General features: G+C 70.0%; 20 protein-coding genes. 9 read left to right on the plus strand and 11 right to left on the minus strand.

Features of this window, described 5'->3' with window-relative positions; translation table 11 throughout:
- Together ACIA8L_RS27100 and flgB are read right to left on the minus strand one after the other, a co-directional pair.
- Positions 1 to 405 carry a flagellar basal body rod protein FlgC gene (locus tag ACIA8L_RS27100; protein WP_395909193.1) on the minus strand — a complete coding sequence of 135 codons (405 nt, stop codon included), beginning with the start codon at positions 403 to 405 and terminating at the stop codon, positions 1 to 3.
- Positions 406 to 410: 5 nt separating this feature from the next.
- Complete coding sequence (gene flgB, locus ACIA8L_RS27105; protein ID WP_395909195.1) at positions 411 to 752, minus strand: flagellar basal body rod protein FlgB; 342 nt, start codon at positions 750 to 752, stop codon at positions 411 to 413.
- Positions 753 to 1011: 259 nt separating this feature from the next.
- On the opposite strand from flgB, the gene ACIA8L_RS27110 reads away from it, so the two are divergent.
- The 4 genes from ACIA8L_RS27110 to ACIA8L_RS27125 are packed head-to-tail and all read left to right on the plus strand — an operon-like array spanning position 1012 to position 8824.
- A complete protein-coding gene (locus tag ACIA8L_RS27110) occupies positions 1012 to 3204 on the plus strand; it encodes an MMPL family transporter (protein ID WP_395909196.1) in 2193 nt (730 codons plus the stop codon).
- A gap of 22 nt (positions 3205 to 3226) precedes the next feature.
- A complete protein-coding gene (locus ACIA8L_RS27115) occupies positions 3227 to 5128 on the plus strand; it encodes a glycosyltransferase (protein WP_395909198.1) in 1902 nt (633 codons plus the stop codon).
- Positions 5125 to 7011: an FkbM family methyltransferase gene (locus tag ACIA8L_RS27120; protein ID WP_395909199.1), complete on the plus strand. Its 1887-nt coding sequence runs from the start codon at positions 5125 to 5127 to the stop codon at positions 7009 to 7011. The genes ACIA8L_RS27115 and ACIA8L_RS27120 overlap by 4 nt, the downstream gene beginning before the upstream one ends.
- A gap of 19 nt (positions 7012 to 7030) precedes the next feature.
- Positions 7031 to 8824: a glycosyltransferase gene (locus ACIA8L_RS27125; protein WP_395909200.1), complete on the plus strand. Its 1794-nt coding sequence runs from the start codon at positions 7031 to 7033 to the stop codon at positions 8822 to 8824.
- Positions 8825 to 9248: 424 nt separating this feature from the next.
- On the opposite strand, the gene ACIA8L_RS27130 is transcribed toward ACIA8L_RS27125, so the two are convergent.
- From ACIA8L_RS27130 to ACIA8L_RS27170, 9 genes are all read right to left on the minus strand, one after another.
- Complete coding sequence (locus tag ACIA8L_RS27130) at positions 9249 to 11417, minus strand: glycosyltransferase (protein WP_395909201.1); 2169 nt, start codon at positions 11415 to 11417, stop codon at positions 9249 to 9251.
- Positions 11418 to 11580: 163 nt separating this feature from the next.
- Entirely contained in the window at positions 11581 to 11907 is a 327-nt protein-coding gene (locus ACIA8L_RS27135; protein ID WP_395909202.1) for a hypothetical protein, read from the minus strand.
- A complete protein-coding gene (fliS, locus tag ACIA8L_RS27140; RefSeq protein ID WP_395909203.1) occupies positions 11904 to 12290 on the minus strand; it encodes a flagellar export chaperone FliS in 387 nt (128 codons plus the stop codon). Before fliS ends, ACIA8L_RS27135 begins: the two co-directional genes overlap by 4 nt.
- Positions 12291 to 12306: 16 nt before the next feature.
- Positions 12307 to 13677, minus strand: coding sequence for a flagellar filament capping protein FliD (fliD, locus tag ACIA8L_RS27145; protein ID WP_395909205.1), 1371 nt, complete (start codon positions 13675 to 13677; stop codon positions 12307 to 12309).
- Between the two features lie 64 nt (positions 13678 to 13741).
- Positions 13742 to 14599, minus strand: coding sequence for a flagellin (locus ACIA8L_RS27150; RefSeq protein ID WP_395909206.1), 858 nt, complete (start codon positions 14597 to 14599; stop codon positions 13742 to 13744).
- 186 nt (positions 14600 to 14785) lie between these two features.
- Complete coding sequence (locus tag ACIA8L_RS27155; RefSeq protein WP_395909207.1) at positions 14786 to 15646, minus strand: flagellin; 861 nt, start codon at positions 15644 to 15646, stop codon at positions 14786 to 14788.
- A 185-nt stretch (positions 15647 to 15831) separates the two neighbouring features.
- Complete coding sequence (locus tag ACIA8L_RS27160; protein WP_395909208.1) at positions 15832 to 16689, minus strand: flagellin; 858 nt, start codon at positions 16687 to 16689, stop codon at positions 15832 to 15834.
- A gap of 97 nt (positions 16690 to 16786) precedes the next feature.
- A complete protein-coding gene (locus tag ACIA8L_RS27165; RefSeq protein ID WP_395909210.1) occupies positions 16787 to 17641 on the minus strand; it encodes a sigma-70 family RNA polymerase sigma factor in 855 nt (284 codons plus the stop codon).
- Between the two features lie 430 nt (positions 17642 to 18071).
- Positions 18072 to 18944 carry a sigma-70 family RNA polymerase sigma factor gene (locus tag ACIA8L_RS27170; protein ID WP_395909211.1) on the minus strand — a complete coding sequence of 291 codons (873 nt, stop codon included), beginning with the start codon at positions 18942 to 18944 and terminating at the stop codon, positions 18072 to 18074.
- Positions 18945 to 19112: 168 nt separating this feature from the next.
- Between ACIA8L_RS27170 and flgN the strand changes: the two genes are divergently transcribed.
- From flgN to csrA, 5 genes are all read left to right on the plus strand, one after another.
- Complete coding sequence (gene flgN / locus ACIA8L_RS27175) at positions 19113 to 19595, plus strand: flagellar export chaperone FlgN (RefSeq protein ID WP_395909212.1); 483 nt, start codon at positions 19113 to 19115, stop codon at positions 19593 to 19595.
- Positions 19595 to 20995 (plus strand): flagellar hook-associated protein FlgK, encoded by a 1401-nt coding sequence (gene flgK, locus ACIA8L_RS27180; protein ID WP_395909213.1) that lies wholly within the window; start codon positions 19595 to 19597, stop codon positions 20993 to 20995. The genes flgN and flgK overlap by 1 nt, the downstream gene beginning before the upstream one ends.
- A 16-nt stretch (positions 20996 to 21011) precedes the next feature.
- Entirely contained in the window at positions 21012 to 21902 is an 891-nt protein-coding gene (gene flgL, locus ACIA8L_RS27185; protein WP_395909214.1) for a flagellar hook-associated protein FlgL, read from the plus strand.
- Between the two features lie 32 nt (positions 21903 to 21934).
- A complete protein-coding gene (fliW, locus tag ACIA8L_RS27190; protein ID WP_395909215.1) occupies positions 21935 to 22360 on the plus strand; it encodes a flagellar assembly protein FliW in 426 nt (141 codons plus the stop codon).
- 131 nt (positions 22361 to 22491) lie between these two features.
- Positions 22492 to 22728 carry a carbon storage regulator CsrA gene (csrA, locus tag ACIA8L_RS27195; RefSeq protein WP_395909217.1) on the plus strand — a complete coding sequence of 79 codons (237 nt, stop codon included), beginning with the start codon at positions 22492 to 22494 and terminating at the stop codon, positions 22726 to 22728.
- The last annotated feature ends 84 nt before the right edge of the window (positions 22729 to 22812 follow it).

Below are 22812 nucleotides of genomic sequence, written 5' to 3' on the forward strand. Positions count from 1 at the left end.
TCAGCCCTTTCCGACCTGGATCGCGGCCTGGTACTGGTCCTTGGCCCGGTCGACCACGGTCAGGTTCGCCTGGTAGGCGCGCTGGGCCATGATCAGCTGGGTCATCTGCGAGCCGAGGTCGATATCGGGGTACTTCACATACCCCTCCCGGTCCGCGAGGGGGTTCTCCGGCTCGTAGACCAGCCGCCCCTTCGGGTCCCCGAGCGCCGTCCCGGCGACCACGACCCCGCCCTCGCCGTCGCCGTAGTGCACGGCCTGCGCCTGGACGTAGCGGGCCCGGAACACCTGCGCGCTCGTCGGCACCGCGTCGTTGATGTTGGCCACATTGTCGGCGACGGCGTCCAGCCACTTGCGGTACGCCGTGACGCCCGTTCCGGCGATGCCGATCGCCCCGAAGATCGTCATCGCGATCAGCCCCGGATGACGGAGCGGAGGAGGCCGAACTTGTCGTCGGTCGCGCGAAGCATCGTCTGGTACCGCAGCCCCGTGTCGATGTTCGAGAGAACCTCGTGGTCCAGGTTCACGTTGTTGCCGTCCTCGCGGGTGGGCTCCAGCGACCGCGCCGTCGTGATGTCAGTGTCCTTCGGGTCGCCGGCCTGCACCGCCAGGCGCAGCGCGTCCTCGAAGTCGGTGCGGCCGGCGAGGAAGCCGGGGGTGTTGATGTTGGCGATGTTGTCCGCGATCACCCGCTGCCGCTTGGCCAGCCCGGCCAGCGCGGCGTGTATGGCGACCTGGGTAGTGTCCTCGAGCACGAAACCGACTCCCCACGGTGTGTCGCCGCGTCCTGCGCTTACGGGTGAGCGATCCTTGCTCACTGGGGCTATCGGCTCGTTCGCGGCCAGGTTAAGGCAGATCGGTGCTTTCTTCGGTTGCCGCCCGGTTGCGAGCCGGTCGCTTCCGACGACCCCCTGTGAGCCCTGATACTCAGGGGAACCCCCGGTTCGTGAATCGGGGTGCGGGGCGGGTGCAGCCCGGATGTTGCGGGGCCGCCCGATCCATAGCGTCATCGGCGTGGAGAAGAGACCAGTCACTGTCCGCGTCGCCCGCTGGAGTGCCGAGCACCCGTGGCGCGCGATTGCCCTGTGGGTCGTGTTCGTCGCCGTGTGCTTCGTCGGCGGGAGCATGGCCGGGTCCGTCGAGGCGACCAACCGCGACCAGGCCATCGGCGAGTCCGGCCGGGCCGACGTCATCGTCGACGACGGCCACTTCGACAACCCGGCCACGGAAAGCGTCCTCATCACCGCCCGCACCGGCGTCCTCGACACCGACGCCGCCATGAAGGCCGCGGCCGACGTCACCACGGCCATGAAGGCCCTGCCGGACGTCGAAGCGGTCAGCGACCCGCTGCCGGCCCACGACAAGAGCGCCGTCATGGTCCGGGTGACCCTCAAGGGCGACCCCGACACCGCGTCGGACCGCCTCGGCCCGCTCACCGCCGCGGCCGCGGACGTGCAGAGCCGCCACCCGGACCTGCGGGTCGAGGAGACCGGCGGCCCGTCGATCTCCAAGGCGATGGACGACACCCTCGGCAAGGACTTCCAGCGGGCGGAGTACCTGAGCCTGCCGGTCACCTTCGCGATCCTCATCGTGGCCTTCGGCGCGCTCATCGCCGCCGGCATCCCGGTGTTGCTCGCGCTGTCCTCGGTGGCGGCCGCCCTCGGCCTCTCGACCCTGGCGTCCCACCTCGTCCCGTCGACCGACACCACCTCCAGCGTCATCCTGCTCATCGGCATGGCCGTCGGTGTCGACTACTCCCTGTTCTACCTGCGCCGCGAGCGGGAGGAGCGGGCCAAGGGGCGCAAGCACCTCGACGCCGTCGAGCTGGCCGCGGAGACCTCCGGGCACGCCGTCGTCGTCTCCGGGATCGCCGTGACGATCGCGATGGCCGGGCTGTTCCTCGCCGGCGACGTCGTCTTCTCGTCCCTGGCCGTCGGCTCCATCCTGGTCGTGCTCGTCGCCGTGCTCGGCTCGCTGACCGTCCTGCCGGCGCTGCTGTCGAAGCTGGGCCGCTGGATCGATCGCCCCCGCGTGCCGCTCCTGTGGCGTCTGACTCGTCCCCGTACCGACGAACAAGGCTCCAAGGTTTGGGCTTTTATCCTTCGCCCCGCGCTCCGTCGCCCGGCCGCAACCCTGATGATCTCCGTCATCGCTCTGCTCGCCCTGGCCGCGCCGGCGCTGAGCATGCGCCTGACGTTCCCCGGCATGGAGGACCTTCCGCGAACCACGCCGGCCATGCAGGCGTACGACCGCCTCGTGAAGGCCTTCCCGAGCAACGGCACGGTGCACGAGGTCGCGGTCCGGGTCCCGGCCGGGCAGCTCGACAACACCAAGGCCGCCCTCACCCAGCTGGCCCAGAAGGCGGCCGCCGACCCGCTGTTCGCCCCGCTGGACCAGGAGCCGCAGATCGAGGTGTCGAAGGACGGCACCGTCGCCGTGCTGGACGTCGCCACCCCGTTCGAGGGCCGCTCCGAGCAGGCCCGCACGTCACTGACGAAGCTGCGCACCGAGCTGGTGCCGCAGACCCTCGGCGGTGTTACCGGCGCCGAGACCGCGGTCGGCGGGTTCGTCGCCGCCGACGTCGACTACGCCCAGCACGTCAAGGACAAACTGCCGCTGGTCGTCGGTTTCGTACTCGTCCTGACCTTCATCGTCATGGCGTTCACGTTCCGCTCGGTCGTCGTCGCGGTGACCTCGATCGCCCTGAACATGCTGTCCGCGGCCGCCTCCTACGGCCTGGTCGTCCTGATCTTCCAGGGCACCTGGGCCGAGGGCATCCTCGGGTTCAAGTCGATGGACGCGGTCGTCTCCTGGCTGCCGCTGTTCCTCTTCGTGGTCCTCTTCGGCCTGTCGATGGACTACCACGTGTTCGTCGTCAGCCGCATCCGCGAGGCGGTCCGCTCCGGCCTCACCACCCGTGAGGCCGTCGCCAGGGGCATCTCCGGCTCGGCCGGCGTCGTCACCAGCGCCGCCGTGGTCATGGTGGCCGTGTTCGCCATCTTCGCCACGCTCAGCACGATCGACATGAAGCAGCTCGGCGTCGGCCTGGCCGCGGCGATCCTGCTCGACGCGACGATCATCCGCGCGGTGGTACTGCCGGCGCTGATGACCCTGCTCGGCGACGCCAACTGGTGGGCGCCGCGGTTCATGCGCGAGAAGTCCCCGGTGGTTGCGAACAACCCGGAGAAGGTTTTCCTAAAGGTGTGAATCAGGTGCCGATGGGGCCGGTGTGCGGAAGAACACACGCCGGCCCTGTGCGGCCGTCATCCTCCCCTCGCGCGACTCGATCGCGTACCGCCGCTGCGCCACTCTGGCCCGCCAGGTCGCGGCCCGCGGCTGGGATGTCCTGGCCATCGAGCCTTCGCGTGGTGCGACTGCCGTTCTACGCGAGACCGGGCTGGAGCAGGGCGTGCGGCAGTACACCCTGGAAGTGCCCGGCCCCGAGCCGTTCTTCGGCGACACCCCCTCCGAGAAGCTCCTGGCCGAGCTGCTCACCTCGCACGACGTCGACGTGGTGCACGTACACCTGGCCGGTGAGCTCGCCGACGCGGCCCTCCTGGAGCGTTCCTGGCTCCTCGGCCTGCCCCTGGTCGTCAGCGTCCACGCCGGCTGGGCACCCCCGCCGAGCGAGGCCGCCCAGGTCTTCCTCACCGACCAGTTCACCCGGGCCGACCTGGTCTGCGTCGCCGACCACCGGGGCCTGCTGGCCGACTGGCTCGACCCCGGCAGCCCCGTGCTCGACCACTCCAGCCCGGGTGCCGGCAAGGGTTGGTCCGATGTGTACCGCGAACTCGCCGGCGACCTCGAGCCGCCGGAGACGGACCTCACCCTCAGCGTCGTCATCAGCACCTTCCAGCGCCCGGCGGCCCTGCACGACTGCCTCGCCGCCCTCTGCGCGCAGACCCTGCCCCGGGAACGGTTCCAGGTCGTGGTCGTCGACGACGGCTCACCCGACTCCGCCGAGCTGGTCGTCCTGCCGTTCCTCGACCGCCTGGACCTGAAGTTCATCCGGCTCGAGCAGAACGGCGGCCCCGGCGTCGCCCGCAACGCCGGCCTCGAAGCCGGCCGCGGCGACATCGTCTTCTTCCTCGACGACGACGACGAACCCGCGCCCCGCTGCCTCGCCGAGCACCTGCGCACCTACGTCGAGCACGGCAACGACGTCGACGCCGTCCTCGGCTGGACCGGCCCGACGGCCGACCGGGCCTGCAGTGTCGAGGCCTGGCTCGCCTTCCGCGGCACCGTATATCGCAGCCACGACGGCCTGCGCCACTACGGCATCGGCGACTGGCATCAGTTCTGGGGCGGCCGCTCCAGCATCCGCCGCTCCGTCCTCGGCGACGCCCGCTTCGAGGTGCCCTTCGCCGAGGACGCCGACCTCGCGTATCGGCTCTCGCGCCGCCCGCGCGGCCTCCGCGTCGTCCACAACCGCCACGCCGTGCAGCGGGTGCGGATCGGCCTCGACCCGGTGTCGCTGATGCGCCGGGCCGGCCGCGTCGGACAGGCCCGGGCCCACCTCGCCGAGCGCCACCCGGACCTGCGGACGCACCCGGCGTATCGGAGCACGACCTACGAGGCGACGACCCGCAAGGTCGGCCGGCGGACCGACGCGCGGCTGCGCCTCATGACGACGAACCTCCCGACCACCGTCGAGGAGCTGCGGCGCACCCACGACCCGCACGGCAAAGGCACCCTCCTCGACCGCGTGCACCAGGACCTGGTGACGGTCAGCTCCATCGAGGCGAGCCTGGGCTGGCTCCTCGTCACCCGCCGCACCGCCGCCCGGGCCGAGGGGCGCCCGCTGCGGGTCGGCATCAGCGCGCTCTCCCCGCTGCTGGACGAGGTCGCGGCGCAGCTGGCGCGGGCGCCCTCGGGGTCGGCGATGCTCGTGGTGGGAGTACCCCCGGGAATCGCCATCACCGCCGCCGACATCGACGTGCCGTGCGAATTCGAGGTCCAGGCCGGACAGGGCGCCGACGACCTCTGGCGGGCCTGCGACCTGGTGGCGTCCTTCGCACCGGTCGACGGGCACGACCCGGCCCGCCACGCCCTGCCGCTGCCGCGCGGCGGGATCGCCGAGACCCTGCGGCGCCTGCTGGACACACGCGACCTGGTGGGGAGCTTCAGATGACGGCGGTACTCGAACGGCTCCTGATCCCCAAGGTCTTCCACCGCATCGCGCTCGGCGGGCCGCTGTCCGCGCGGGAGCAGGCCTTCGGCGAGTCCTGGCTTCGCCACCACCCCGGCTGGGAGCTGCGGCTGTGGACCGAAGCCGACGTGCCGCCGCTGCGCAACCAGCAGCTGTTCGACGCCGCCCCGCCCGGGCAGAAGGCCGACATCCTGCGGTACGAGCTGCTCCTCGCCCACGGCGGCGTGTGCATCGGCACCGACATGGAGTGCCTGCGCAACATCGAGCCGCTGCTGGCCGGGGTCGACGTCTTCTGCGTGCGCGAGGACGGCTTCCGGCTCGGCGACGGCGTGCTCGGGGCCGCACCCGGTTCGCCGCTGCTGGAGGCGGTCGTGGCGGCGCTGCCGAACTCCGTCGCCTGGCGGCCCGGGAAGCCCCGGGACGAGCAGACCGGGGCCGAGCTGCTCACCCGGGTCGTGGCCGAGCAGGACGCGCTGGGGGCGGTCACCCCGGCGGTCTTCGGGTCCGAGCTGTTCTTCCCCTACCACTGGACCGAACCAGCCCGCGAGGGTACGGCCTATCCCGCGGCGTATGCCGTGTGTCATTGGCTGTCCGCCTTCCCGTCCGAGCCGGTCGCCGAACGGCCGGTCGCCCCGTCGCCGGCGGTGGCTGCCCCGGCCGCCGACGCTTCGAAGGTCGCCGATCGCATCGTGGTGACCGTCGACCCGGACCTGGTGGAGACCGCGGCGGTGGTGCTGGCGGCGGCCGTCGAGATCGCCATGGGGCGGCCCGGGATGGAGCTCGCGCTCGTCGTGAAGGGCGTCCCGCAGGTCACCGAGGCCGTCGGCGACGCCATGGCGGGGCTGCTGCGGCAGCTCGCGGGTGGGCGGGACCTGCCCGAGATCGTGGTGTACAGCGAGCCGGAAGGAGCCGCGCTGCAGGCCACGATGCGGGTGGCGATGAGCGACGACCCGGCCGAGAACGCGCGGATGCTGCTCGGATTGCAGGCTCCGCCGTCGGGTCAGGCGCCGTCGGGTCAAGCGCCGTCGGGTCAGGCGCCGGCGGTGCCAATGCCCGCCCCGCCGCTCGCCAAGGCGGGCCTGCGGGGGACCTACATCGGCAACAACCGGATGCTGGTCGAGACCATCTACAACGCGATGCTGGTCATGCCCGCCGACGACTACAGCCTCATGCCGTCGCTGGTGACGTGGGGCGCGATCGAGGGGCCGCTGACCAAGTTCCTGGCCTCCGAGCTGCGGCCCGGGCAGACGTTCGTCGACGTCGGGGCCAACATCGGCTACTTCACCGTGCTCGCCACCCAGCGCGTCGGCCTGGGCGGCAAGGTGATCGCGTTCGAGGCCAACCCGGGGACGGCCGCCGTCCTGCGCGACAACCTGGCCGTCAACTGGCTCACCGAGCACAACGTGGTGGTGCACAACCAGGCCGCGTACTCCGCCAACACCACGGTCAGGTTCAACGCCTCGGCCCGGTGGGTCGGCGACTCCTCGATCCAGCATCGCCCGGGCAACGCCCACCGGCTCGACGAAATCACGGCGATCGAGGTTCCGGCGGTACGCCTGGACGACGCGCTGCAGAGCGCCGGCGTCATCGACGTCCTGAAGATCGATATCGAGGGCGGCGAGTATCAGGCGTTCATGGGCATGATGGGCCTCATCCGCCAGCGCCGCGTCCGCCGCCTCATCTTCGAGTGGAATACGCTGATGCTGGGCGCGGACCGCGGCCGCTTCGCCGACCTGCTGCGCACGATCGGCGCGGAGTGCGGCGGCCGGTTCTCGGCCCTGGACGGCGAGGCGCGGCTGAAGCCCATGCAGGTCTCGGACCTGGAGCGGGTCGACTTCTACCCGTTCGCGATCATCGATTTCTGAGAGAGTCCGCTTCGCGATCATGGGTTTGCGTCTCAAGTCATTCTCGCCGTCGGTGGCCGGCGCGCTGTGTCCGGATCTGCCGGCGGCGGTGACGGCGGCCCGGCGCCGGGAGTTCGAGTCCCGCCGCGCGCTGCCGGCACTGGCTCCGTCGACGCTCAGCTTCGGCATATCCGGCAGATCCGGATATTTGCGCATTGCTTATCTGGCGCCTCGCACGGATGTGGGCGGCGGCGCGAGGATCTTGTTCGAGCACGCCAACCGCCTGGCCGTCCGCGGTCATCGAGTCACCGTCGTCAGCCACTTTCCGCGGCCGGACTGGTTCGATCTGCGCGCCGACTTCACGCAGGTGCCGTTCGGGGTGGATTTATCGGCATATGTCGAGGAAGCGGATGTCGTTGTCGGCGGCTACTGGGACCAGCTCCTGGCCGCCCGCGCCCTGGGCACCGCCCCGGTCGTCCACTTCGAGCAGGGCGACTTCCACCTCTTCGAGAAGATCGACCGCGACATCTTCGACATCGCCGCCCGCAACCTGTCCGCCGCCGACGCGACGATCACGGTGAGCGGCACAGTCGCCGAGGTCCTCCGCGACCGCTACAACATCCCCGCCGCCGTCGTCCACAACGCCGTCGACCGCGCCGTCTTCACCCCGGCCGGCCCGCCCGCGACCGCCGACCACCCATACCTGCTCTTCGTGGGCTGGGACGGCAACGCGTTCAAGGGCATGGACGAGATGCGCCGGGTGTACCGCAAGCTGTCCGCCGAACTCGCGATGCTGGGCCGCCCGCTCGACCTGATCTGGGTGACGCCCCGCCCGCCGCTGGACCCGATCGGCCGCGTGGTCGTCGCACCCGACCAGCCGACACTGGGCGCCCTGTTCCGGGGCGCCGCCGCATACGTCTGCTGCTCCCGCTACGAGTCCTTCTCCCTCCCGTGCCTGGAAGCGATGGCCTCCGGCACCCCGGTCGTAGCAACCCGCAACACCGGCGTCCTGGAGTATGCCCGCGACGGCGACAACGCCCTCCTGGCCGACGTCGGCGACGTGGACACCTTGACCGCCCAGCTCCGCCGAGTCCTGGACGAGCCCGGCCTGTCCGAGCACCTCCGCGCCGGCGGCCTGGCCACAGCGGCCGGCTACTCCTGGGACGTCATCGTGGGCCGCCTGGAGGACACCTACCGAACCACAGCCGCCGGCTGGTCACCACCGCCACTCCCACCCGGCTGGACCTTCGACCTGACCGGCCTCCACTTCACCGACCCGACCTCCGAGCAGCGTCTCCGCCGACAGGCCGCCGCCACAACGGCCGGCGCCATAGCGGTGCCGGTGTCGTTCCCGGCCTTCGAAGGCCACCGAGCGGTGCGCTGGCAGATCGTGGCCCGCCGCCCCGAGGCCACCCCGGGCGTAGCAAGGGCCTACCTCCCAGCGGCGGCCGATCGGCTGCCGGAAGACCTGCCGTACCGCACCGCCATGGAGCACTTCGCCGCGGGCCGGATCGAGGCCGCGCTGAACGACTTCACGGCCGCCTTCCAACGCCCGGCAACGAGGACCGCCGCCGGCCGCTGGGTGGTCCTGTCGCTCCTCGAACTGGGCCGCGACGTGGAGGCGGCGGAGCTGGTGTCGGGCGCCGTCCGCGAATACCCGGACCACAGCGACTACCAGTACCTGCAGGCCGTGGTCGGCAAGCTCACCGGCCGCCGAGTGGACACCGACGCGTACGTCACCGCGATCGACATGCTCGGCCCGGCCACCACCCACGACGAGTGGTTCGACGACCCCGCCACTCTGATCCGGCGCGCTCTTCACCACGGTCGCTAGGGCGCTGCCGGACCCGCCGGGCTTCGGCCCGGACCGCAACCAACAAACCGCGACCAGACCACATAGATGCCCCTCCGAGCGGCACCGCAGAATGTGACGCCCGCGCGGGGCAACTACCGGATAGTGTGGGCGCGACCGTGATTTGGTTGCGGTATCGGTGGCCGGGGTCCGTCGTTTGCTGCCGGGTCGGTCGTGGTCACTTTTCGGTGGTGACGATTCGTGGGCGCCTGCGGCGACAGAAGCAGATTTCGGTCCGTGGTGATTGCGGCCGGTTGCCGCGTTCGGCTCGCCGCGTGGGCTGGCGACGTCGCGAATCCCCTGCGATCATCTGCCGTCGCCGTCGCCGTCGCCGTCGCCGTCGCCGTCGCCGTCGCCGCTGCGTTTGCCGTTGCCGTTATGTGCCCCCAGCCGGCCGGGGGAGAGGCTACGCGTCGGCGAGTTCGATGCTGGCCGAGACGCGCGGGGCCAGGATGCGGATCTCCTCCAGGACGCCGGCGGAGAGTTCGTCCGGCACGTCGGTCAGGGCGTCGTTCAGCAGCGGCAGCGCCGACTCGTCGTGGAACATCTCCAGAGCTATCGCCGCCGCCAAGGTCCGTTCGCGTGGTGTGCGGCGCTGGTCGGCGGAGAGGGCCAGGAGTGTGCACTGGTCCGGGAAGCCGTGCTGGCGCAGGCGGGCCGACCATTCCATGGCGCGGATCAACGGTACGCGCCGGCCCACGCGGGCGGCCAAGGTGAGGACCGTAGCCTCGCCGGGGTAGCGGCGCCACAGCGCTTCGAGGAGTTCGTCGGCGGCCTCCGGTGGGGCCTCGGCGACGCTGAACAGCAGGCCGCGGACGTTCTCGGGCGGCAGGAGCTCGGCGACCTCGGCCAGGCTGCCGTCGGCGGCGCCGAGGACCTGGGCCATGCGGGCCACGGGAATCGGGACCTGGCCCTCCTTCAGCCACTGGCGCAGGTGGTACGCGGCCTCCTGGTGGCGGTCGAGCCGGCTCAGAGCGTCGACGTGCAGGCCGGCGAAGCGGCCCTTGCCGACGCCGTAGAGGAGGTCGTTGGCGCCGGACTCGGGGAGTTCGGCGATGAGCTCCAGGGTGCGTTCGTAGTCGCCCTCGGAGAAGCGGAGTTTGACCTCGTGCTCGACGACCGTGAACGCGGTGTTGGCGATCTTGCGGAGGTCCTCGATGGCCTCGTTGGCCTCGGTGAGGCGGCCCACGGTGATGTACGCGTCGGCCAGGATCTTCAGGAACAGCACCTTGTGCGTGTGGTCCTGAGCCTCGTCGAGGCCGCGGCGGGCGGTGGTGATGCACTCGTCGTAGTGGCCGGAGCCGAGCTGGGAGCGGGCCAGGTTGCCGACCGCGGTCAGGCCGCTGACGTCCTCGGCGGCCAGGGTGGCCAGGCGGAGGTTGCGCTCGGCCTTGTTCTTCAGCGTGCCGCGCAGGCGGGTGTAGCCGGAGTGGTCGAGGACGAGGTCGTTGAGCAGCGAGCCGGACAGGGAGCGGCCGGTGATGCGGTCGACGACCTGTTCGTGGAGGCGGCCGTAGATGCGGCCGCGGACCCGGCGGAACATGCGCGGGAAGTAGATGGTGCTGGAGCCGGCACCGCCCTCGTGGCCCTCGCGGTTGTCGATCGTGGCAAAAAAGGCGCTGTTTTCGCTGTACCGCAATGCATCCCGGACGATCCGCGCGTCGCCGGTGAACACCTCGTCGGCGTCGACCCACAGAGCCCAGCGGCCGGAGCAGTGATTGAGGCAGCGGCTGCGGGCGTCGCCGAAGTGGTCGCTCCAGTAGCCTTCGACGACCTTCGCACCGTACTCCCGGGCGATCTCCATGCTGCGGTCGCTGGAGCCGGTGTCGTAGACGACGATCTCGTCGGCGAGCTCGCGCAGGGCCTCGAGGCAGCGGGGCAGCACGTCCTCCTCGTCCTTGACGATGAGGCTGGCGGTGAGCAGCGGAGCGTCATCGGCCGGGTCGGGCTGGCGCAGGCCGCACGCCGGGGAGCCGACGTGGGCGACGAGGGCGGCGTGGGCGACGACGATGCGGCCCTGCGCGGACAGTTCGTCGTAGGGCAGGTCGAGGCTGGGGCCCCCGGCGATCATGAGGGCGTCGCGGCGGATGGCGACGCAGACCGGGCCGAGCCGGTCGACGTCCATGAACTCGCCGCGGTGCTGCTGGCGCCACTCGCGGGCGTAGGCCTTGAACGCGGCGGCGCTGTCCATCGCGGCCTCGGGCGGGTCGGCCTGCTGGGGGCCGTAGCTGTGCTGGACGCGGGGGCCGGCGGCGACGACCGACGGGTCGCCGAAGGCCTCGAGGACCGGGTCGAGCCAGTGCGCGGAGAGCACGACGTCGCCGTCGAGGAAGACGACGATCGGGTGGCGGGTGGCCGCGAGCCCGTCGGTCCAGGGGAGCGGGCCGGCTGCGTCGACGACCCGCAGCCAGGTGTGGCCCCGCAGCTCGGCCCGCAGTTCGGGGCGGTCGGCGGGCATCACGCACACGACCTCGTCGCGCAGGCCGAGGGTGGGTCGCAGCGACTCGAGGCAGGCGTGGAAGTCGTCGGGGCTCCCGCCGGCGGCGATGATGACGGAGACGGGGATGTGGCTCATGCTGCCCGTATCGGCACAAACAGGCGCAAATCAAGAGTTTTTCGGTTGCCGTCAAACGAAGCCGAGGGCGCGCACCGGCGGGGGCGCAGGGGGGCGCAGCCCTCCCGCACCGGGCGGGAGCGAAGCGGCCCGGAATCCGAAGCAGCTTGAAGGTTTGTCGTTTTTACGTACGGATGTCGTGGTAAACGGGGGGTGGGCCGCCGCCGCTGCCCTCGCGCCGGGTGCGGTTGACCAGCCGGGACTGCTGCCGGTTGCTGGCGATGGCGATCGAGAGTTCGCGGGACAGGTCCAGCTGCCGCTGCATGAGCAGGCGGGCCCGGTCGGTCAGCTCCATCGGCAGCGGCCCGATCCCGGTCGGCGGCGTGAACACGGCCCGCTCCGGCGCCTGCTCCAGCCGGTCGCGGTGGCGCAGCATCTGCTCCACCGCGTCCGCCTCGAGCTCCATGGCCGCCAGCGCGGCATCCCAGGCCGCGGACCAGTCCGGGTTCATTTCCCCTGCGCCGTCACCTGTGCGGCCGCCGCCCGCCACGCGTCCCGCAGTTGCTCGGCGAAGCCCTGCACGGTCTCGATCCGCTCGCGGTCGCCGGCCACGTTGGCCTGCACCAGCTCGTTGATCATGAAGCTGTAGAGCGACGCGAGGCCGGGGCCGCCGCTCCACACCGAGGTGTCGAGCGTCGCGCGCAGCTCCATGAGGATCTCCTGGGCGTGGTACACCCGGCTCGAGCTCGTCGCGGTGTCGCCGGCCTCCAGGGCCTGGCCGGCGATCATCAGGTCGAGCACGAGCCGGTCGTACAGCATCACCAGCAGCTGCGCCGGGGGCGCGGTGGAGACGCTGTCGGTGACATAGCGGTTCCGCAACGCTTGCGTAGTCATTCAGGACTCTCCCGGATCAGCCCAGCGAGGACAGCTGGCCGGCGAGCCAGCTGGACTGGTTCTTCATCGAGCCCAGCGCCGTCTCCATCGCGGTGAACTGCTTCTGCAGCGTCGCCTGCCGTTGCTGGAGACGGACGTCCCAGTCGCTGATCCGGTCGTTGAGATCCGTGATGTTGTTGTTGCCGCTGGTGATGAGCTGCGCGAGGGTGCCGGTGCTGGACATGGTGGCCTTGTTGGCCATGCCGACCATCTTGTCGGCGAAGCCGTCCTTGATGCCGTCACCGTCGGTGTCGGTGGCCCCGTTGAAGTAGGACTGCGTCTTGGCCGGGTCGGCGTTGAGGGCCGACACGAACTTCGTCTTGTCGAACGTGAGCTGGCCGTCGCGGGTCAGCTCGATGCCGACGTCCTTGAGGCTGCCCAGGTTGCCGGCGCCGCCGGAGACGGTCTGCAGAATGGTGCTGGCCAGCTGCTGCATTGAGGAGTTGCCGGCGAGCTGGCCGGCGGGCACGGCGCCGCTGGCGTTCTTGGTCTGCGCGCCGATCTCGGACAGGGCCCCGTTGGCCGCGTCGACCATCGCCTGGACCTTGGCCGCGATGCCGTCGGTGTCGCTGCTCACGCCGACCGTGACCGCCGGGTCGGTGTCCTTGGTGACGGACTTCGCGGTGACCGTCAGGCCGTCCATGAGGCCCTTGAAGGTGTTCGAGGAGGAGGAGATCTCGAACGCGTTGGTCGTGCCGACGGTCAGCACGGCGTCGGAGCCCTCGGTGGCGGCCACGTCGGCGCCCAGGCCGTCGATGCCGCCGATCGAGAACGCGGACGCGGCGCCGGTGTCCTTCGAGGTCAGCTGGAGGGTGTACTTCCCGGGGGCGAGCTGGATCGCGGTGGCCTTGACGGGCAGGTCGGTGGAGGCGTTGATGGCGTCGACGACGCCCTTGAGCGTGCCGTCGGTGATCGGCAGGTTCTTGACCTCGCCACTGGCCGTGTTCGTGATCGAGATGTTCGACGAGGAGGTGATGCTGTCACTGGTGGCGCCGACCGAGCCGGCGGAGAAGATCCGCGACTCCGCCGCGGCCAGCGACTTGACCTTGAAGGTCACCGAGCCGGTCTGGTTGCTGCTGGTCGCGCTCGTGGTGGCCAGCACGGAGTCCGAGCTGGACGTGGCCGTCGCGCCCTTCCAGGCCGTCGGGTCGTTGAGCGCCTTCGCCGCGGTCAGCAGTCCGCCCATCTTCGTGTTGATCGACTGGTACGAGCTGATGACCTTCTGCTGGGTGCTGACCTTGGCCTTCAGGGCCGTCTGCGGTGCGGCTTCGACCTGCATCAGCCCCGCGATGACGGACGAGGTCTGCATACCGGAGACCAGGCCGTCGACGCTTGCGCCAGTGACCATGCGGTACCTCCTGAGGAGCGGCGAGCGGGGAGGAGACCTGCTCCTCCCCGGACGGTTCGGTGGTTTACCGCAGCAGCGACAGCACGTTCTGTGGTGCCTGGTTGGCCTGGGCCAGCATGCTGGTGCCGGCCTGGGTCAAGATCTGCGAGCGGGTGAACGACACCATCTCCTGCGCCATGTCCGTATCTCGGATGCGGGACTCGGACGCGGACAGGTTCTCGACGGCGACGTTGAGGTTGTTGATCGTGTGTTCGAAGCGGTTCTGATACGCACCGAGCTGGGCCCGGGCCGTGGATACACCTTTGATGGCGGTGTCGATGGCGTCGATCGCCGAGGTGCCGGCGGTCGACAGGTCCAGCGACCCCACACCGAGGCCGGCCGAGTCGAACCCGCTGACGCCCGCGACGCTGCCGAACGCGGCGGTGCCCAGGCTGACCGTGATCTGGTCGGAGGCCGACCCGTTCGCGCCGACCTGGAACGTGCCGGTGAACGGCGTGGTCGCGTCGAGCAGCTTCTGGCCGCCGAACGACGTGGTGTTGGCGATGCGGTCGAGCTCCTGGCCGAGCTGCGAGAACTCGGTCTGCGCCGCGTAGCGGGCGTCGGAGTCCTGCGAACCCGTGGAGGCGGCCTGCACCGACAGGTCGCGCATGCGCTGGAGGATCGAGTGGGTCTCGGTCAGTGCACCTTCAGCGGTCTGGACGACGGAGATGCCGTCCTGCGCGTTGCGGACGGCGACCTTCAGGCCGCCGATCTGTGAACGGAGCCCCTCCGAGATGGACAGCCCGGCCGCGTCGTCCGCGGCCCGGTTGATCCGGTAGCCCGAAGAGAGTTTCTCCAGCGACTTGCCCATCTGGTTGTCGGTCACCGACAGGTTGCGATAGGCGTTCTGCGCAGCGATGTTGTTGTTGATCCTGAGACCCATGGCGCTCCTCCCTGAGTCTTGAAACCGGCCATCCGCGGCCTAGGTCGCGTCTTCTGCCGGTCCCATCGGACCGCGCGGGCATCGGTTGAGGGGAAAAGCTTAAGAAGATCATGTAGCAGGGCACGGCGCCCTGGCTGGATGCCGTGCCCTGCCGGTGTCCTCTGGGTCAGGTCAAGCCCGTAGGTCCTAGCGCAGCAGCGAGAGGACGTTCTGCGGCGCCTGGTTGGCCTGGGCCAGCATGCTGGTGCCGGCCTGGGTCAGGATCTGCGAGCGGGTGAACGACACCATCTCCTGAGCCATGTCGGTGTCACGGATCCGCGACTCCGACGCCGAGAGGTTCTCGACCGCGACGTTCAGGTTGTTGATGGTGTGCTCGAACCGGTTCTGGTATGCACCCAGGGTGGCGCGAGCCGTCGAAACACCCTTGATGGCATTGTCGATCGCGTCGATCGCCGCGGTCCCGGCGGTCGTCAGGTCGAGGGAGCCGACACCGAGGCCGGCCGAGTCGAACCCGGTCAGGGTGGAACCGCTGCCGAAGGCGGCGGTGCTCAGGTTGACCGCGATCTGGTCGGACGAAGAACCGTTCGCGCCGACCTGGAAGGTGCCGTTGTACGCGGTGCCACCGACGTCGAGCAGCTTCTGGCCGCCGAACGCGGTGGTGTTGGCGATACGGTCGAGCTCCTGGCCGAGCTGCGAGAACTCGGTCTGAGCGGCCGACCGCGCATCGGAGTCCTGGGAACCCGTGCTGGAGGCCTGAACGGACAGGTCACGCATACGCTGCAGGATGGAGTGCGTCTCGGTGAGCGCACCTTCAGCGGTCTGGACGACCGAAATACCGTCCTGGGCGTTGCGAACCGCGACCTTCAGGCCGCCGATCTGGGACCGGAGACCCTCGCTGATGGAGAGGCCTGCGGCGTCGTCGGCCGCCCGGTTGATCCGGTAACCCGACGACAGCTTCTCCAGCGACTTACCCATCTGGCTGTCCGTAACCGACAGGTTGCGGTAGGCGTTCTGGGCAGCGATGTTGTTGTTAATGCGAAGACCCACGATCTTCCTCCTTGAGTCGGGTCAAGCCGGTCCATCCGTGGTCCGGTCACTCATAAGTTCGGCACGAGCCCTTGCGGCATAAGGTTTTCGTGAAGAATTTTTCGCGGGGGTACTGTCCTGAGGCCGCACCCGCACCGCGAAGAGCCCGGCCCCACGCTGGGGAGCCGGGCTCTCGCGGTCGCCGATTAGCGCAGCAGGGACAGGACGTTCTGCGGTGCCTGGTTGGCCTGGGCCAGCATGCTGGTGCCGGCCTGGGTCAGGATCTGCGAGCGGGTGAAGGACACCATCTCCTGGGCCATGTCGGTGTCGCGGATGCGCGACTCGGACGCGGACAGGTTCTCGACGGCGACGTTGAGGTTGTTGATGGTGTGCTCGAAGCGGTTCTGGTAGGCACCGAGGTTGGCGCGCGCGGTGGAGACGCCCTTGATGGCCTTGTCGATCGCGTCGATCGCGGCCGTGCCGGACGTGGTCAGGTCCAGCGAGCCCACGCCGAGGCCGGCCGAGTCGAAGCCGGACAGGCCGGAGCCGCTGCCGAACGCGGCCGAGCCGAGGTTGACCGCGATCTGGTCCGAGGTCGAGCCGTTGGCGCCGACCTGGAACGTGCCGGTGTAGGCGGTGGTGCTGTCCAGCAGCTTCTGGCTGCCGAATGCGGTCGTCGAGGCGATCCGGTCGAGCTCCTTGCCCAGCTGCGAGAACTCGGTCTGCGCGGCCGAGCGGGCGTCGGAGTCCTGCGAACCCGTGGACGAGGCCTGCACCGACAGGTCGCGCATGCGCTGCAGGATCGAGTGCGTCTCGGTGAGCGCACCTTCAGCGGTCTGCACGACCGAGATGCCGTCCTGCGCGTTGCGCACGGCCACCTTGAGGCCGCCGATCTGCGAGCGCAGACCCTCGGAGATGGACAGGCCGGCGGCGTCGTCGGCGGCGCGGTTGATCCGGAAGCCGGACGAGAGCTTCTCGAGCGACTTGCCCATCTGGCTGTCGGTGACCGACAGGTTGCGGTAGGCGTTCTGCGCGGCGATGTTGTTGTTGATGCGAAGACCCATGATGACTCCTCCGTGAATTGGGTCGAACTCCGCGAGCCGTCCTTGGCTCGCTCGCCGTGAACATCGGCGCTCCGGGCCGGTTCACAAGGGTTTTTGATCAGAAGCTTCTCGGCACTCCCAGCGGATTGGTCATGGACAGCCGGGCGCTCAGGTCGCCCTGGGCCGCGATGTTCGCGTAGTAGGCCTCCCGCCGCCGGGTCACGCAGCCCTTGTCCCGGGCCGCCTCCACGAGGTGCGGGTCGAGATGGTTGTTGAGCCCGTCGCGCAGCAGCATGAGCGCCTCGGCCCGCAGCTGGCTGACCCGCGACTCGGTGACGCCGAGCTGCTCGGCAATGTCACTCATCGGGCGCTCGTCGAAGAAGTAGGCGGTGACGACCTTGCGCAGGCGCTCCGGCAGTGCGGTGACGGCCTGGTGGAGGTAGCCGATGCGCTCCCGGTGCAGGATCAGCTCCTCGGGGCCGGCGGTGCGCTCCGGCACGAGATCCTCGGCGGTACCGGCGGTGAAGCCCTGCAGCGACAGTACGACCGAACGCTGCACGTCCTCACTGAGGCTCTTGAGCTCCTCAACGGCGACGCCGAGCGCCTCCGCCAGCTCGTTCTGGGTGGGTGTGCGGCCCAGGGCCGCGGTCAGCTCCTGCTGGGTCGTCTCGACCCGGCGGGCCCGGGTGCGCACGGAGCGGCTGGCCCAGTCCAGGCCGCGCAGCTCGTCCAGCAGCGCGCCGCGGATGCGCGTGGTCGCGAAGCTGCCGAACGGGATGCCGCGGCCCGGGTCGAACGAGCGCGCGGCGCCGGCGAGGGCGGCCATGCCGGCCGAGATGAGATCCTCGCGCAGGACGTGCGCGGGCAGGCGGCCGAGCATCTCGCGGACGAGGTGCCCGACGAGCGGCAGGTGGCTGCGCACGAGCTCCTCTCGCTCGGCGCTTGACGTCTTGGTGGCGATGCTGCTGGTCACGGCAACCTCTTCGTGGCAGGAGGCGGGTACTCGCGACCGGGTTGATCAACCCGGTACGACCCAGCCTCCGTCACTTTGGGTACACAATCGGTGCCTCTCGGTTGCGAAACGGTTGTTCTCGGGGGCGGTCACGGCATCCGTGCCGCTTGACCGCCCCCGAGCCCGTTTTTCTGGCGGGACCTCCGTGTCCCCGCGTCGTTCCGGCCTCCGTGCCACGCGTTGTCCCTCGGCGTCCATGCCCGGCCTGCTGCGGCGTCCGTGCCTCACAAGGTGGTGCTGCGGTGCGGTGCGCATCCGTGCCTGGGCGTCATGCCTGATCCCTGGTGCCTCCTCCCGCGCCCGAATCCGTTCGGCGTCGCGGGTTTGCAGCGCGTTCGTCCGTCGCTCCCGGACCCTCCGGTGCGACCCGCTGCGGGTCTGTGATGGCGTTTTAAGCGGCTTTCGGCATGCCCAAGGGCGTGGTGATGGCGAGGCGGGCGCTCAGGTTGCCCTGGGCGGCGATGTTCGCGTAGTAGGTCTCGCGGCGGCGGGCCACGCAGCCGGCCGCAGTGGTGCCCGGGCCGCCCTGGAGCAGGTCGGGATCCAGGTGGTTGTTCAGGCCGTCGCGCAGCAGGACCAGGGCCTCGGCGCGGAGCTGGCTGATGCGGGACTCCGTGACACCGAGCTCCTCGGCGATGTCGTTCATCGGGCGCTCGTCGAAGAAGTAGGCGGTGACGACCTTGCGGAGGCGCTCCGGGAGGGCGTTGATCGCCTGGTGGAGGTAGCCGATGCGCTCGCGGTGCAGGATCAGGTCCTCGGGACCGGCGGCGCGCTCCGGGACGAGCTCCTCGGCACTGCCGGCGGTGAAGCCCTGCAGCGACAGTACGACCGCGCGCTGGACGTCCTCGTCGATCGTCTTGAGCTCCTCCACGGCGACGCCCATCGCTGCGGCCAGCTCCGGCTGCGTCGGTGTGCGGCCCAGGCGGCCGGTGAGCTCCTGTTGGACCGTGTCGACCTTGCGGGCGCGGGCCCGCACGGAGCGGCTGGCCCAGTCGAGGCCGCGCAGCTCGTCGAGGAGGGCACCGCGGATGCGGCTGGTGGCGAAGCTGCCGAACGGGATGCCGCGGCTCGGGTCGAAGGAGCGGCCGGCCCCGGCGAGGGCGGCCATGCCCGCGGAGACGAGGTCCTCGCGGGAGACGTGGGCCGGCAGGCGGCCGAGCATCTCGCGCACCAGGTGGCCCACGAGCGGGAGGTGGGCGCGCACGTGGGCGTCCAGCTCCGCCGGGGTCAGGGCGGTGGCGGTGGCTTCGGCGGTGGTGGTCACGGCAACCTCTTCGTGGCAAGGAGTTGGTTGGTCGAGAACCAGATTCGCCAGCCCCGGGTGCGGGCTCGGGTGACGCAAAGTTGCAGACCGGTTGTGCTCAAGCCGGGCATCGAAATGCCGAAGTGTCGGGCGTCCGACGTGGAGATGTGCTTAGGGAAGGCGGAGCGGATGGGGCTGGCGGATCTCGCGAGCATCCTGTGGCGGGAGCGCGAGATGCTGGAGCTGCTGCTGTTCAAGCTGGAGGAGGAGCAACTCGTCCTGGCTTCCGGCCGCACACGCTGGCTGGCCCACGCCACCCGCGAGGTCGAGGTCGTGCTGGAGGAGATCCGGCGCACCGAGGTCGTGCGGGCGGCCGAGGTCGAGGCGATCGGGGCGGAGCTCGGCGTCGGGCCCAACCCGAGCCTGAGCCGGCTCGCCGAGGCCGCGCCGGCGCCGTGGGGAGACCTGCTGACCGAGCACCGCAAGGCCTTCCTGACCGTGACCGCCGAGGTGAGCGCGCTCGCCGAGGCCAACCGCGACCTGCTCACCACCGGGGCCCGCGCGGCGCGCGAGACGATGCTCGCCGTCGTCGGCTCCGTCGAGACCTACGGGAGCAAGGGCGAGACCGTGTCGGCCGCCGCCCGGACCCGGCTGATTGACAAGGCGATGTGATGAGCACCTTTTCCGGTCTGAACACAGCCCTCTCGGCCCTCTACGCCCAGCGCCGCGCCCTCGACCTCACCGGGCAGAACATCGCCAACGCCAACACCGAGGGCTACTCCCGGCAGCGCGTGGAGCTCGCGCCCGTGCAGTCGCTGACCCGGCCGGCATACTGGTCGACCAGCGAGGCCATCGGCGACGGCGTGAAGATCACCGACGTCACCCGGCTGCACGACGAGTTCATCTCCAACCGGACCCGGACCGAGCGCGGGCTGAACGAGTACCTGCAGGCGCAGAACGGCGTCTACGCCAACGTCGAGCAGGCCATCGGCGAGCCCAGCGACACCGGGCTGCAGTCGCAGCTGTCCGACTACTGGTCGGCCTGGTCGGACGTGGCCAACCGGCCCGGCGACATGTCGGCCCGCACCCAGCTGCTGTCCCGGGCCAACACCATCACCCAGAACATGGGCACCACCCGGCAGAATCTGGACAACCTCTTCGGGGCGACCCGCGAAGCCCTCGACGCCGACGTCTCCGTGGTCAACCAGACCTCGGCCGGTGTCGCCGACCTCAACGCGCGCATCAAGCTCGCCCGCAACGCCAACATGCCGACCAACGAGCTCTCCGATCAGCGCGACCAGCTGGTCATGAAGCTGTCCGAGCTCACCGGGGCGGCCGGGCGGCTCAACGAGGACGGCAGCATGGACGTCGCCCTCGGCGGCAACCTGCTCGTGCAGGGCGACTCGGTGCGCAACCTCAAGGCGGTCGGCAGCACGACGGTCGACGGGATCGGCGTCGCGCCGGTGCAGGTGCAGTTCGCCGACAACAGCAGCGTCGCCGCGATCACCACCGGCAAGCTCGCCTCGGGCCTGGAGGCGCTGACGAAGACCATCCCGGACACCGTCGCCGGCCTCGACAGCGTCGCCCGGACCCTGATCCAGTCCGTGAACGACCAGCACGCCAAGGGGTACGACATCACGACGACGCCCCCGGCGACGACCCCGAGCCCGCAGCCGGGCGGCGCGTTCTTCACCGGCACCAACGCCAAGGACATCCGGGTCGCGATCACCGACCCGACGAAGATCGCCGCGTCGAGCACGCCCGCCACGCCGTATCAGGGCGACAACGCCAACGCCATGGCCGACATCGCCAAGGACCCGCTGGGCGCGGACACGCAGTACCGCAACTTCGTGGTCGACATCGGCATCCAGGCCCAGACCGTCAGCCGGCGCGCCTCCTCGCAGCAGGTCATCGCCGACGACGTCACCTCGGCCGAGCAGGCCGAGTCGGGCGTCAGCCTCGACGAGGAGATGACGAACATGCTGATGTACCAGCGGGCGTACGAGGCGGCCGCGAAGGTGATCAGCACCGTCGACACCACGCTCGACACGCTGATCAACATGAAGCGATAGCAGGAGGAGGGAACGGATGCCCGGCTTCCGCGTCACCGAGCGCTCGGTGGCCACCAACACGCTGGCCAACCTGCAGGTCAATCTGCAGAAGAACCAGGATCTGCAGAACCAGCTGTCCAGCGGCAAGCAGCTCACCAAGGCGTCGGACTCGCCCGGCGGCGCGGTCATCGCCATGCAGACCCGCAGCGACATGGCGACGCTGAATCAGTACTCGCGCAACGGCGATGACGGGATGGGCTGGTTGAACCAGGCCGACACGGCGCTCAGCAGCGCCTCCACGCAGCTCAACCGGGCTCGTGAGCTGGTGCTGACCGGCATGTCCAGCGGCACCGCCGGTGACGCCCAGGCCCGCGAGGCGATCGCGCAGGAGATGGACAACCTCCGCGGCTCGATGCTCGACCTGGCCAATACCACCTACCTCGACCGGCCCATCTTCGGCGGTACCGCAGCCGGCTCCATCGCCTACGACGAGAACGGCGTGTACAAGGGCGACACGGGCCGGGTGAACCGCACCATCGGCGCGAACGCGACCGTGCGCGTGGACACCGACGCCGCGTCCGTGTTCGGCGCCGAACCCGGCAACGTGTTCAAGATGCTCGGCCGGATCGCCGACGACCTGCGCAACAACCCCTCGGCGCTCAAGGCCGACCTGGACGATGTCGACACGGCGCAGAAACGGGTGCAGACGGGGCTTTCGGGGGTTGGATCCCGATATAATCAGGTTTCACAAATGCAGCAGGCCGCGGACAACCGGGTGCTCGACCTGAGGACCCAGCTGTCCAATGTCGAGGACATCGACCTGCCGAAGACCATCACCGAGCTGTCCCTGCAGAGCACCGCGTATCAGGCGGCGCTGGCCGCGACCGCGAAGGTCGTCCAGCCGTCGCTGGTGGACTTCCTGCGGTAGCCCGCACGGCGGCTCCAGTCAGTGAGGAATCTATGAGCGTCGCGACCGTTGACAGTCCGGGGGAGACCACCACGCTGCCGGTGATCGACTTCGTCGCGCCGATCCCCGGCTTTCCCGAGGACCGCCGCTTCGTGCTCGTCCGCCTCGACGACGCCGGGGTGCTGTACTCGCTGAAGTCCGTGGACTCCGACAGCCTGCGGTTCCTGGTCGTCCCGCCGACGCAGTTCTTCCCCGACTACGAGGCCGAGATCGACGACGAGACCCTCGCCACGCTCGGCGTGTCCGACCAGGCCGACCTGCTCGTGCTGCTGGTGGTCACGGCCGGCGAGGCCGGTGCGGAGGACGCCACCGCCAACCTGATGGCCCCCATCGTGCTCGATCAGCGGACCCGCCGGGCGGTGCAGCTGATCCTGAGCCACAGCGGCCATCCGGTCCGCCAGAAGCTGATGGTGCCCTGAGGCTGCTGGTGCCCTGAGGCTGATGGTCGCCTGAGCCGACGGTGCCCTAACGGGGTCCCGCCCGGCTTTCCGGCCCGGCGGGACCGACAAATCGGGTACTGTTCGCGTATCGCCCACGGAAGGAGCGGCCCGTGCTCGTCCTGACCCGACGTCCCGGTGAAAGCGTGATGGTCGGTGACGACGTCGTCGTCACCGTGCTCGATGTGCGCGGCGACGTGGTGCGGCTGGGCATCAAGGCGCCCCGCAGCATCCAGGTCCACCGCGAAGAGGTTTACCGCGAGCTGCAGAAGGCCAACATCGAGGCGGCCTCGCCCAGCGACGTGGCCGTGCGGGCCCTGAGCCGGATGCTTCGCACGGAACCCAAGTAGCGTCGAACCATGCGGCACCGAACCGGATAGCCACCAAACGCAAACCGAGTTCTCAAGACGTCTCCGCCCGCGCCGATAGGCCGG

The sequence above is a fragment of the Dactylosporangium sp. NPDC051541 genome (assembly GCF_044454505.1).
GTDB lineage: Bacteria > Actinomycetota > Actinomycetes > Mycobacteriales > Micromonosporaceae > Dactylosporangium.